The 12,619-nt window shown below is 61.6% G+C and carries 10 protein-coding genes and 1 tRNA gene; 4 read left to right on the forward strand and 7 right to left on the reverse strand.

What is annotated here, in order from left to right:
* Positions 1-1,934: 1,934 nt before the first annotated feature.
* Positions 1,935-2,417 carry an RNA polymerase sigma factor gene (locus JX325_RS07315; RefSeq protein WP_204790495.1) on the reverse strand — a complete coding sequence of 161 codons (483 nt, stop codon included), beginning with the start codon at positions 2,415-2,417 and terminating at the stop codon, positions 1,935-1,937.
* A 217-nt stretch (positions 2,418-2,634) separates the two neighbouring features.
* On the opposite strand from JX325_RS07315, the gene JX325_RS07320 reads away from it, so the two are divergent.
* The gene (locus tag JX325_RS07320; RefSeq protein ID WP_204790496.1) at positions 2,635-3,297 is read left to right on the forward strand and encodes a nitroreductase family protein; all 663 of its coding nucleotides are present in this window, start codon (positions 2,635-2,637) and stop codon (positions 3,295-3,297) included.
* A gap of 37 nt (positions 3,298-3,334) precedes the next feature.
* On the opposite strand, the gene JX325_RS07325 is transcribed toward JX325_RS07320, so the two are convergent.
* Positions 3,335-3,844 (reverse strand): QueT transporter family protein, encoded by a 510-nt coding sequence (locus tag JX325_RS07325; protein ID WP_204790497.1) that lies wholly within the window; start codon positions 3,842-3,844, stop codon positions 3,335-3,337.
* A 218-nt stretch (positions 3,845-4,062) separates the two neighbouring features.
* On the opposite strand from JX325_RS07325, the gene JX325_RS07330 reads away from it, so the two are divergent.
* Entirely contained in the window at positions 4,063-5,061 is a 999-nt protein-coding gene (locus JX325_RS07330; RefSeq protein WP_204790498.1) for a LacI family DNA-binding transcriptional regulator, read from the forward strand.
* 1,201 nt (positions 5,062-6,262) lie between these two features.
* On the opposite strand, the gene JX325_RS07335 is transcribed toward JX325_RS07330, so the two are convergent.
* From JX325_RS07335 to JX325_RS07345, 3 genes are all read right to left on the reverse strand, one after another.
* Complete coding sequence (locus JX325_RS07335; RefSeq protein WP_243413974.1) at positions 6,263-6,403, reverse strand: rubredoxin; 141 nt, start codon at positions 6,401-6,403, stop codon at positions 6,263-6,265.
* Between the two features lie 82 nt (positions 6,404-6,485).
* Positions 6,486-7,484, reverse strand: a complete 999-nt coding sequence (locus JX325_RS07340) for a GGGtGRT protein (RefSeq protein WP_204790500.1) — start codon at positions 7,482-7,484, stop codon at positions 6,486-6,488.
* Between the two features lie 19 nt (positions 7,485-7,503).
* A complete protein-coding gene (locus JX325_RS07345; RefSeq protein WP_204790501.1) occupies positions 7,504-8,196 on the reverse strand; it encodes an iron-sulfur cluster assembly scaffold protein in 693 nt (230 codons plus the stop codon).
* Between the two features lie 270 nt (positions 8,197-8,466).
* On the opposite strand from JX325_RS07345, the gene JX325_RS07350 reads away from it, so the two are divergent.
* Both JX325_RS07350 and JX325_RS07355 read left to right on the forward strand, forming a co-directional pair.
* Positions 8,467-8,558: transfer RNA gene (locus JX325_RS07350), tRNA-Ser, on the forward strand.
* 391 nt (positions 8,559-8,949) lie between these two features.
* Entirely contained in the window at positions 8,950-10,182 is a 1,233-nt protein-coding gene (locus JX325_RS07355; RefSeq protein ID WP_204790502.1) for an S-layer homology domain-containing protein, read from the forward strand.
* A gap of 157 nt (positions 10,183-10,339) precedes the next feature.
* Here the strand turns inward: JX325_RS07355 and JX325_RS07360 are convergent, their stop codons facing one another.
* Both JX325_RS07360 and JX325_RS07365 read right to left on the reverse strand, forming a co-directional pair.
* Positions 10,340-10,987 (reverse strand): HAD family phosphatase, encoded by a 648-nt coding sequence (locus tag JX325_RS07360; protein WP_204790503.1) that lies wholly within the window; start codon positions 10,985-10,987, stop codon positions 10,340-10,342.
* Positions 10,988-11,000: 13 nt separating this feature from the next.
* Complete coding sequence (locus JX325_RS07365; protein ID WP_204790504.1) at positions 11,001-12,287, reverse strand: methionine gamma-lyase family protein; 1,287 nt, start codon at positions 12,285-12,287, stop codon at positions 11,001-11,003.
* Positions 12,288-12,619: the final 332 nt, after the last annotated feature.

The following is a 12,619-nucleotide window of genomic DNA, read 5'->3' on the forward strand; positions in this document are numbered from 1 at the left end:
CTTTTTATCCCTCATTAACTTTGTGGCCTGTCTGGTAATGAAGACAGACAGGCCTCTTTTCGACAGGCTGAGCCGGGAACGGATGTTCCCGGCCCTTCTTTTGTCCTTATGGCTTCTCGCCCATATAGCGGATACTCCACAGCCACACATCCGACTCGAGGGAGAAAAGCTGAAGCCTCCCATCCATCCGGCCAAACCACACCGTCTCGCCGAGGGCCGAAGCCAGCCCGCCGCCGCCGTCCAAAACCGGCTCCGGGTCCGCCCGGAGGTCCGCCGCCAGCGTGCTTCCGCCGGTTCCAAAGGTCTCGCCGTAGCACTCCAGGAATTCCTCCGGCGTATTTGCCGTCCACTCGCCGCCGGGGGCCTTCACCTGGGCGGGGTAGGTCAGAAGGTTCGCGATTTCCTCCCGTTCTCCCCGGTCAATGAGGTCCGCCAGATGCAGGAGAAATTCCCGCCCCTCGTCCAGGGAGAGGGCTTCATAGGGAGCATCCCCATTGTCCTGGGTGATGGTTCCGTTTCCCGCCCGGATGCTCCACTGATCCGTCTGGAGGGTGAAAATCCGAATCACGCCGTCCTCCACCAGCCCGAACCACACCGNGCCGTTAGCCGCCGAGACCNGGCCGNTGCCGTCGCNGAACACCTCTGAGGGGGCGGGCTCCCAGGCCATGTCCGCCGCCAGGGACAGGGCGCTTTGCCCCACGGTTTCATCATAGTACCGCAGAAATTCCTCCGGGGAGCTTACCGTATCAANTCCGCCGGACGTCTCCACCTGGGCGGGGTAGACCAGAAGGTCCGCGATTTCCTCCCGCCGTCCATCCTCGATGCGCTCCGCCAGCAGGAGAACAAAGTCCCGGGCCACGTCGCTTCGGATTCCCGTCCGGGTATACAGCGGGTCCTCGGACGCCGAGGGCAGGGTCTCAACGGGCTGGTTCTCCAGGTCCTCCAGATACCGGGCGNTGGCGTCCAGGAGGGCGGCCCGGTCCGGCTCCCTCACCGGCGTNAGGGCGGAATAGAAGAAACTGTCCGCCAGCTCCTCCAGCTCCTCCCGGCCAATGGGNCCGGAGGAGAAGGTGTCGTCCCCCTCCCGGCCGGTCAGCACGTTCACCAGCACGAAGCTGTCCCCCAGGTCCGCCAGAATCAAGGAGCGGTTCCGCTCCCCCAGGCCCAGGGTGACGGACGTCCCGTCCGCCGCCCGGTATCCCCACTCCTCAAAGCCGCCGAGGTCCCCGATGTTCAGCGCCACGTCGTCAAAGGTCCCCTTGACGGAGCGGCTGAACTGATACTCGATGGGTCCGTAGCCCTTCAGCTCCCCGGCCCCCAGCTCCGCGCCGCCGTCGAAGCGGAAGGTGCCGTTTTCGTAGATATAGCCGGAGTAGGGGACGACGTTCTCCCGGAAGAAGACTCCCACGGCTTGCGGCCAGGTCTCNGGCAGNACCACCTCCATCCACTCGTGGAGCTTCAGCTCATACTTCGCGACGATCTCCTCCAGCTTGTCGGCCATCTCCTGGGTGTAGACCAGATAGTGTCCATAGCGCTCCTCAAAGCCCGTGGGGCTGTTTCCAATCTCGCTGATAATGGCCCCGTCCTGGTCATAGCCCTCCAAAAACCCCTGCCACTCCGCCAGGGCCCTGCTCTCCGGGGTGTCCGCCCAGCCGGAGAGACTGACGAAATCCTTGAGCTCCTTCTCGCCGGGGACCACGATCCCGTTCTCGTCCACCACGTTTACGCTGCCCTTCTCCGGCAGCAGCGCGTCCCGCAGGCCGAAGAAGTTGGCCGCCACCGCCAGGGCGGACAACGCCGCCAGCAGGGCGACGGACGCTGCCAGCGTCACAAACCATTTCAGGCTCTTTCCCCGTCTTCTCATCTCATAATCCTCCCATCGGATTTCTCCGGTTCCCCGGACCTGGGAGAAGGTCTCCTGGTAAAATTCCCGGTTACTCATCCTGCCAGTCCTCCCCCAAACGTTCTCTCAGCCGCTTCCGGGCCCGGGCCAGCCGGGTGGTNACCGTGGAGGCCTCCACCCCCAGCAGCGTCCCGATCTCCCGGACGCTGAGCTCTTCATAGTAGAAGAGGTTCAGCACCGTCNGGTATTTCTCCGGCAGGGCCATCANCTCCCGGTACAGCGCCGCCTGCCCGGGCCGGTCGAAAACCGGAATTTCCGGCGTCTCCTCCCAGGAGACCCGGCGCTTCCGCCAGGGGCTTTTCAGCAGATCCCGGCCATAGTTCACCGTCACCCGCAGCAGCCAGCGCCGCAGGTGCTCCTCGCTTTCAAAGGTTCCCCTGTACTGAAACAGGCGCAGGAAGACCTCCTGGACGGCGTCCTCCGCGTCCTGGGGGCTTCCCAGGGCGTGGAGGGCGGTCCGGTAGACCATATTCTGATAGCGCCGGGCGGCGTCGTTAAAGCAGGCCTTGTTCATATGTNGTCCTCGATTTGTCGGGATGGGAGTACTCTCACTGATTGTACGACGGGNGGAGGGGCCTNGTCTCAGAATTCTGGGNATTTTTAAAAAATNCACCAAGCCCGCCGGAGGGCGTGGTATAATCAANGCAGTTGAANAGAATCCATNGGATNCTTTTTAACTGCGCCGGCTATAACATGAACCATCTCAATCGACCCGAAACGGAGGCGCTTTNATGACCCTGGAAGAGGCCATGCGGACCCGCCACACGGTCCGGCGGTACACGCAGGAAACAATTCCCCAAGACCTTCTCGCCCGGCTGGACGAGCGGATGCGGGGCAGCAACGAACGCCGCGGACTGGCCATGAGCCTGGTGACGGAGAATACGGAGGCCTTCGGCCCCGCCCTGAAGCTCTTTTTGGCCAAGGGGGTCCGCAACTACCTCATCCTGGCGGGTCCGGACAGGCCCGGCCTGGACGAGGCGGTTGGGTACTGCGGGGCGGATATGATGCTTTTCGCCCAGACCCTGGGGCTCAACTCCTGGTGGGTCGGGGGGACATACAGCCGGAAGGGCGTGGAGCGGAACGCCGCCCCCGGGGCCGGGAAAATCCTGGGCCTCATCGCCCTGGGCTATGGCCGGACGCAGGGCGTGCCCCACAGGTCCAAGCGGCCGGAGGAGGTTGCCTCCTATGCCGGCCCGGATCCGGAGTGGTTCGTCAAGGGGGTGGAGGCCCTTTTGCTGGCGCCCACGGCGCTGAACCGGCAGGCATTCACCGTCCGGGGAGAGGGGCGGAAGGTCNCNATAACCTGCGGCGGCGCGTTCTCCGGCGTGGATCTTGGCATCGGGAAGTACCACTTTGAAATCGGGGCCGGGAGGGAAGCCTTCTGCTGGGCATAAGGAAAGGGACCGCAAAAGCGGTCCCTTTTCTCTCATCTCAACGGGCCTCCAGCGTGCCCTGTGCCGCCAGGGTCTTTCCCAGCAGCTTTGCCAGGGGCACGCCCAGAAGATAGCACGCCGCCAGCTCCCCCAATCCCACGGTGAGGGCGTTCAGCCCATAGGCGGGCCAGAAAGCTCCGCCGTCCTGCACCACGAACCAGGCGATTTCCGCCCCCACGATGACCGCGTTGCAGACAACCGGCGGCAGGGCGGCTAAGTACACGTTGGGCATCCTCCGGCTCCAAAGGGCGGCCAGCAGCGTCGCCAGCGTGCCGAAGATCCAGTCCAGCATGATGGGAGAGCCCAGCAGGTTCGCCAGGAAGCAGCCCACCGCCAGGCCGGGGATGGCCTCCGGAAACAGGAAGGGCAGCACCGTCAGGGCCTCCGCCACGCGGAACTGGACGCCCATGTACTGCGGGATGGGCAGGATCAGGGTGGCCGCCGCGTAAATAGCGGCCACAAGGCCGGCCAGGGCCAGCCTCCGGGTATGGACGCGGGTTTTCATCATGTTCAATTCCTCCATTTTTTTGGTTCGTCCTGCGACGGGGCGGGCAGGGTGATGGCCCCTGCCGCAGGAGAGTATAGCACAGGGCGGCGGTCTTTGCAAGGGAAAAATTTTCCTGTCAAAAACCGTCAAAAACGCTTGACGGGAATCAGGAGCTGTCTTATACTACAAGGTAACCGCTTGCGCAAAAGCGATTTTTTGTTACGTAAAGGATTCGANCAATGAAAGCCACCATCAGCGACGTGGCCCGGCTGGCGGGGGTCTCCACCGCCACCGTTTCCCACACCATCAACTCCACCCGCTATGTCTCCGGGGAAACCAAGGAGAAGGTCTATCAGGCCATCCGGCAGCTGGGCTACACCCCAGACGCCTCCGCCCGGAGCTTCCGCACGGGGAAAAAGAAGACTATCGGCTTCATCGTCCCCGATATTTCCAACAAATTTTTCGGCACCATCATCGAGTCGGCGGAAAATTACCTCTCCGCCCAGGGCTATCACCTCATCATCGCCAACACCAAGGAGAGCATGGACCGGGAGGAGACGAACCTGCGCCTCCTCACGGCCGGGCTGGTAGACGGGCTTTTNGTCGCCAGCACCATGGACGATTTCGCNCGGCTGGACGGCCTGATTCCCGCCGGGTTCCCGGTGGTGCTGGTGGACCGGACCTTTGAAAGCCAGAAGTACTCCTCCGTTTCCGTCTCCAACTTCCAGCCCATCTACCGCAGCGTCTGCCGCCTGGCGGCGCAGGGGAAGCGGCGGATTGGGGTCATCGGCGGGCTGCGCAGGCTCTCCACCACCCAGGAGCGGATTGCCGCCTGCCGGACCGCCANGCCAGACTGCGGCCTCCCCCAGGACGAGGACCTCATCCTCTACGGCGACTCCATGGAGGACAGCGCCCCGCCCTGCCTGGAGCGGCTGCTGGAGCGGGGCTGTGACGCCATCCTGGTCTGCCAGGGCCTGATGGCCTCCGTCACCATCGCCTACCTCNGGGGGANNGGAATCCGCCCCCGGGAAGNCCTGGAGCTGGTGAGCTTTGTGGACTACGACACCCGGGCCTATGAATTTTACTATGACCAGGTGGACCGCATCGTCCAGCCGGTGGAGGAATTGGGCCGCGTCGCCGGGNAGCAGATTCTCCTCCGGGTGGAAAAGCCGGACGCCCCGGTGGTGGAGCGGGTGCTGACCTCGGAGTACCGCCCCTGCGGAGNAGAGGAGGTTTAGCGGTGAAACACCTGAAAAAATACGGTCCATAGCGCTCTGCGTTTTCCTGGCGCTCTCCTTGTCCGCCTGCTCCAAGGAGGCCAAGCAGTCTAACCCTCTTCCCGAGGACTCTGCCGCCTCCGCAGACTTTGCTGTATCCGAGTCCGCGCCGGAGGAGGGCGGGAAAGATACCATTGAGTGCCAAACCCATGAAGTTCCCGTTTTTGGCATTGCGTTTGACTGCCCCACAGCCTTTGGCACGGAGGGAGAATCCAAAGTGGTTGCGGAGGATGAAATCAATTATTCTATAGACGGCGGGGATAAGGGCTTAGTGCTGATGTGTTCTCGAATTTCCTCTCTGAGTAGGGCTGAGGAACTCCTTGTTTTGGCGGGAAAGGACCCCTCGATTCTGTATGAAGATTTTGAAAGGCTGGACCTGGCTGACGAAATCATCAGCTGGNGCGGGATGTATCAGACCTTTAATTTGCTGGACAGCTTTTCCACTCCTGAGAGCTATGGCTTTTCCTATACCGCGGCAGACGATTCCTTTGGGGCGCTCATTACGGAGCTGGGCTACAGATATAAAAACTATGGCGGCTTTGTGGACGATGGCGGTATCTTCCGAATCGTTTTGATAGTCACCGCGCCCGAGGATACGGACCGGGAGGACTTTTTTACCCTCTGTGAAACCGTCACCAATTCCATACGCTTTTCCGAACCGAAGGCCGGAGACAGCGTGGCCCAGGACACGGCTGAGGAGTTGCACGACAGCAGTTATGAGGAGTTTCCGGTCTATGGAGAGCCCCTTCCCGAGGAAGCGGACGAACTGCCCCTTGAGATAGAGGCGTATGAAAAACGATACACCCACCTCAACGCACCGGAGCTGCAGTATACATATGGCACAAATTCCCAGATACCCGACGATCTGTTTCAGGAGATTATTCAGTATATTCAAGCCGGCGACCAATGCTGGGCCCAGGCGGAATACACCAGCGCCAGTATAGAAAATAATTTTGCCGGTTATGACTATGGCATGGACCTGGATTCGGCTATCGACGCTTATGAAGCCGCCTGCCTGCTTTTGGAGGCTTCCGAGTATACGGACACGCCGCTATACGATTATGTGAATCGTCTGTGTGTATTTGGTCCCTACCTGGGTTNAACAAATTTCCACTGGGAACGCACGCAAGGGCGGAGCCAAAGCTCCGCCCTTATCTTATCCTTATTCCTTCTCGAACACGTCCTTGCCCATCCCGCAGACGGGGCAGACCCAACTCTCGGGGACCTGGTCCCAGGGGGTGCCGGGGGCTGCGCTGTTGTCGGGGTCGCCCACAGCAGGGTCATAGGCATAGCCGCAGCGCAAAAAACAGGAACCACGTCCCGGCGCTCTTCCGCCGGGGAACGCGGCTCCTGTTTTTCGTTTCATGGACCGGCGAAGGTCCTGCTTACTTCTTGCTCTCAGACACGGCAACCGCCACGGCCACCGTCGCGCCCACCATGGGGTTGTTGCCCATGCCCAGGAAGCCCATCATCTCCACGTNGGCGGGGACGGAGCTGGAACCGGCGAACTGGGCGTCGGAGTGCATCCGGCCCATGGTGTCGGTCATGCCGTAGGAAGCGGGGCCCGCGGCCATGTTGTCGGGGTGCAGGGTCCGGCCCGTGCCGCCGCCGGAGGCCACGGAGAAGTACTTCTTCCCCTNTTCGTAGCACNCCTTCTTATAGGTGCCCGCCACGGGGTGCTGGAACCGGGTGGGGTTGGTNGAGTTGACGGTGATGGACACGTCCACGCCCTCCAGGTGCATGATGGCCACGCCCTCCCGGACGTCGTCCGCGCCGTAGCAGCGGACATTGGCCCGCTCGCCCTCGGAGTATTTGAACTCCTTGACCACCTTCACCTCGCCGGTGCCGTAGTCAAACTGGGTCTGGACATAGGTGAAGCCGTTGATCCGGCTGATGATCTGGGCGGCGTCCTTGCCCAGGCCGTTGAGGATAACCCGCAGGGGCTCTTTCCGGGCCTTGTTGGCGTTGCGGACGATGCCGATGGCGCCCTCGGCGGCGGCGAAGGACTCGTGGCCCGCCAGGAAGGCGAAGCACTTCGTCTCGTCCCGCAGCAGCATGGCGCCAAGGTTGCCGTGGCCCAGGCCGACCTTGCGGTCGTCGGCCACGGAGCCGGGGATGCAGAAGGCCTGGAGGCCCTCGCCGATGGCCTCGGCGGCCTCGGCGGCGGTGCCCACGTTCTTTTTCAGCGCGATGGCCGCGCCCACGCAGTAGGCCCAGCAGGCGTTTTCAAAGCAGATGGGCTGGATGCCCTTGACNATCTCGTAGGGGTNNAAGCCGGCGGCCTNGCAGATGTCCCGGCACTCCTCCACGCTCTTGATTCCGTACTGAGACAGGACGGAATTGATCTTGTCGATTCTTCTCTCGTAGCTTTCAAACAGAGCCATTTCTCAATTCCTCCTTGTCTTACTCGTGACGGGGGTCAATATACTTGGCGGCCCCGTCGAACTGGCCGTAGTGGCCCTTGGCGCCTTCCAGAGCCTGGTTGGCGTCGGTTCCCTTTTTGATGGCGTCCATCATTTTGCCCAGGTTCACGAATTCATAGCCGATGATTTCATCGTCTTTGTTCAGGGCGATGCGNGNGACGTAGCCCTCNGCCATTTCGNGATACCGGGGGCCCTTGGCCTTGGTGCCGAACATGGTGCCCACCTGGGACCGAAGGCCCTTGCCCAGGTCCTCCAGGGNCGCGCCGATGAGCNGGCCGCNCTCGGAAAACGCGGTCTGGGTGCGGCCGTAGACGATCTGGAGGAACAGCTCCCGCATGGCGGTGTTGATGGCGTCGCACACCAGGTCGGTGTTCAGGGCCTCCAGCAGGGTCTTGCCGATAAGAATTTCAGAGGCCATGGCGGCGGAGNGGGTCATGCCGGAGCAGCCCAGCGTCTCCACCAGCGCCTCCTCAATCACGCCGTCCTTGACGTTGAGGGTCAGCTTGCACGCGCCCTGCTGGGGGGCGCACCAGCCCACGCCGTGGGTGAGGCCGGAGATGTCTTTGATCTCCTTGGCCTGGACCCATTTGCCCTCCTCGGGAATGGGGGCGGGACCGTGGTACGCGCCCTTGGCGACGGGGCACATGTTCTGCACTTCGGTGGAATAGATCATAGTCGTCCAATCCTTTCCTTTTCATATTTTTTCGGGCTCCCGCCGGAGGGCGGGACTCCCGGAGTTTCGCGCGGTTCATATTATATCGGTAAACGATTACCTTGTCAAGAAGGGAGGAGGAGACTTTCTTTTCCGGGCCGGAAAAGAACCCGCTTAAGAAAAATTGAAAAAGGGCTTGACTTTGGGAAATCCTCTGGTATAATAACTACTGTTCTGCACTGGTTGTTGAAAGAACGCCGGGATCATCTCGGCGGAACAACCGGCAGCGATGGAGAAGTCGCCTAGTTGGTCGAGGGCGCATGATTGGAAATCATGTAGGCCCCTAAAGGGTCTCGAGGGTTCGAATCCCTNCTTCTCCGCCATCAAAAACCCTGTAGCCGCAACGGTTACAGGGTTTTCTCTTTGCTTTTTCCTTATAATGCCTTGCTTTTTGCGGCTTGCGGGATTATAATGGAAGCATGGGATAAACAAAGGCANGGCGAAAGGGACGGCAATCCCTAACGCCCCTATGCGGGAGCGACTACCTCCCACACAACAGTATAACTGCGCCAGCCTCATTATACCGGACTTTTCNNGAATTTACAANGCCGGGTTTGGGGTTTGTGTCTGATATGCGGTGTGGGATTTTATATCTCGCACCGCTTTTGTTTGTCTCGGCGGCCCCGCGCAAACCCGGGGGGGGACGGGAGAACCCCGCCCCCACGNGCCGGACCGCTGAGCAGCAGCAAATATGATATGAGGAGAGCGGTACTGATGAAACGACTATGTTCCTTGGTTTTGGCTCTGGCGCTGTGCCTGGGCCTCTGCGTCCCGGCGGGGGCGGCGGAGTTTTCGGATGTTCNTGCCGGCCACGCCTTTTATGGCGGAATTTTATACTGTGCCGAAAACGGCATCGCCGGCGGCTATTCCGACGGGACCTTCCAGCCCAGCAAGACGGTCACCCGCAATAACTTCGTCGTCATGCTCTCCAGAGCGTTTTTCGCGGACGACCTTGCCGAGTACAACACGGAAACCTATCTCAAGTACGGAACCTTTGTTCCCAACAGCATGGCTCTGTTTGNGAACGGCATCCTTCGAAACACCAGCTTCGAGACCATCTTCAAGAACAGCCAGGAAATGAACCAAGGCATTTCCCGGTATGACATGGCCCAGCTCATGACGAATATCATGACCAAGAAGGGCTTTGCCGCCGGAGAGGCCGAAAAAGCCGCCGCCGTCTCTCAGATTACCGACTATTCCAGCATTCCCAGCCAGTACCGTGACGCGGTTGCCAACGTGTACGCCCTGGGCATCATCGGCGGCTACTCCGACGGGACCTTCGGCGGTGAAGTCACGATGAACCGCGGTCAGGCGGCGGTGGTCATCTACCGCATGACACAGGCCGTTCCTGTCGAAGCCCCCGCGNCGGAAACCCCCGCAGACCCTGAGCCTGAGACCCCCAGCGCTCCCACAACTCCCGAAACGCCCAGCACTCCCGCTGCTGGCACTCTGACCAACGGCAAGCCCATTACGGAAGCCAACATCACCGAGATTCTGAACCAGCTGAAGTCCCGGTATCCTGCCGGAACCAGCTTCGTCAACGGCTATGCTGGACTGAACTCTGGCAGAAACCCTAACACCAACTGTATTAACAAAATTGTCAGACAGTATACTGGTACACGCGGCGATAAATGTAGCACAACCATCGGCTGCGGTGGCTGGGCAGCATTTGTCGCTGACGAAATCTTCGGTCAGACCGGTGTCACCTGGAAAAAGACAACTACAAGCAATCTTCGCCCTGGAGACCTGATGATTCGCATTGATAATAACGGCTATTTAACACACGTCTCCATCTGCGTCGGTCCTGTTGACGGATACGAAACAAACGTACGTGTATACGTNGCAAGCGCAAGTAATGGCGGAAATGGTTACGGTATTGATTGGCCTAGAGCTGTAACAAATTTCTCTAATGGAAGCTACGACTNCTACACCGCCTATCCCGACTAAGTTTCCCAAAAAAATGGCTTCTGNCAGAAATGACAGAAGCCATTTTTCTATCATCCCGGNGGAAAGCTCCGCCGGGCGGGGAATTTCTTCGCGTTCACCGGCGAACCGANCGGCTGGGCTCGCGGGCGCTTTTTGACGAGAGGCGCACCGGCGGCCCTCACTCCGCCAGCGTCATTTCCTCAAAGCTCTCAATATAATAATCCGCCAGGCGGCGCAGCTCCTCCTGCTCCGGCTCTGACTCGTCGTACACCGCCGCCGTGCGGAAGCCCGCCGCCTTGGCGGTCCGCAGGGCGTGGAGGGCGTCTTCAAACACCACGGTATCCTTCTTGTTGGACCGGAGGCGGCGCAGGGCCCGCTCGTAAATCTCCGGCCCCTCCCGCTTGGTCTGGCCCGCCTCCCGGCTGGTGATCATCCCCCGAAAGAAGCCGTCAATGCCCGCGGTTTTCAGCGCCGCCTCCGCCAGGGGGCGGTCCGTGGCGGTGGCCACGTACATCCAAACCCCCTCCATCTTCAAAATGGAGAGGAAGCGGACCAGCCCCGGCTTGGGGCGCACGTCATGGCGGTAGAACGCCTCAATCTGCCCCCAAATCTCCTGCACCAGCTCCTCCACCGTGCCCGNAAGGCCGCAGGCCTCCTTGCAGTAAGCCGTGCCCTCCCAAAGGCCCAGGGAGGCCACCCGGAGATCCAGACCCGGCGGGGGAACCGCCCCGTGGTTTTGCGCCAGGGTGCTTCCCAGGGTNCGCCACATGCCCATGGAGTCCAGCAGTGTCCCGTCCATATCGAAAATCGCGCTTTGCAGTCTCATGATACCGTCCTCCTCACTCCGGCAGCTTCGCCAGTCCCGCCTCCGCCAGCTTCTGAAGGCTCATCAGGATGCCAAGCTTCGCGTGCTGCCAGGTGAGCCCCCCCTGGAAGTACACGGCGTAGGGCGGGCGGATGGGCCCGTCGGCGGAGAGCTCGATGGAGCTGCCCTGGACGAAGGCCCCGGCGGCCATGACCACCTCGCTGTCATAGCCCGGCATGGCCCAGGGCTCCGGGGTGACGTAGCTGTCCACCGGCGCGGCGGCCTGAATCCCCCGGCNGAAGGCCAGCATGGCCTCNNGGCTTCCCAGGGTGACGGCCTGGATGATGTCGTGGNGCTCCTNCCCGGCATTGGGCACGCAGGGAAAGCCCAGGCCCTCATAGAGGTTCGCGGCGAAGACCGCCCCCTTCAGCGCCCCCGCCGTCACCGTGGGNGCCAGGAAGAGGCCCTGGTAAAAGGCGGGCATCAGCCCCAGGTTGGCCCCCACCTCCTGCCCCAGGCCCGGGGCGGAGAGGCGGTAGGCGCAGCGCTCCACGCATTCCTTTGTGCCGCAGATGTACCCGCCGATGGGGGCCAGACCCCCGCCGGGGTTTTTGATGAGGCTTCCCACCACCATNTCGGCCCCCAGGTCCGAGGGCTCCCGCGTCTCCACAAACTCGCCGTAGCAGTTGTCCACCATGACCTTCACGTCCGGCTTGACGGATTTGCAAAAGGCGATGAGCTCCCCAATCCCGGCCACGGAGAAGCTGGGCCGGGTGGCGTAGCCCTTGGAGCGCTGGATGGTGATAAGCTTGGTCCGCTCGTTGATGCGGGAGCGGATGGCTTCATAGTCAAAGCCGCCCCCCGGCAGCAGATCGGCCTGCCGGTAGGTGACGCCGTNTTCCCGCAAGGAGCACTTGGAGGGCCGGATGCCGATGACCTCCTCCAGCGTGTCGTAGGGGGCCCCCACGGGGGAGAGGAGCTCGTCCCCCGGCAGAAGGTTGGCGGACAGGGCCACGGCGAGGGCGTGGGTGCCGCAGGTAATCTGAGGCCGGACCAGGGCGGCCTCCGTGTGAAAGACGGCGGCGTAGACCCGTTCCAGATTGTCCCGGCCCTCGTCGTCATAGCCATAGCCGGTGGTGGCGGCGAAGTGGGTGGCGTTGACCCGGTTTTGCTGCATGGCGCGGAGGACCTTGGCCTGGTTGTACTCGGCGGTGCGGTCGATGTCCGCGAAGCGGTCCCGGAGGCGTTCCAGCGCCGCNTCCCCGTAAGCGANGACCTCGGGACTGACGCCCAGNGTTTGATAAATGGCTTGCAGTTCCATGAAAGGGCTCCTTCTCATTTGTTTTCAACAGAGCCTATCATAGGCGATAGGGCCGGGACTGTCAAGGGAAAACGAAACGCCCGCCGCAAAAACGGCGGGCGCTGAAACAGCCCCGGGGCTTGACAGCGGGGGGAGCCCTGGGCTATAATGTAGCCAGGCGCCGCGGCAAGCGGGCGGCCCATTGAGGCAGCTAGTTTCTAATCAATAGAAACCGTCACCGTGCAGGGTGGCGGTTTCTGTGTTTCACAGCAATCGCAGCCGTAAGCCCCACAAAAGAAAGGAGGCGCTCCCATGCCAAGCGTCCTCGTCCACGCCCCCGACGACCCCGTCTC

It is taken from the genome of Oscillibacter sp. CU971 (assembly GCF_905219725.1).
Taxonomy (GTDB): domain Bacteria; phylum Bacillota; class Clostridia; order Oscillospirales; family Oscillospiraceae; genus Oscillibacter.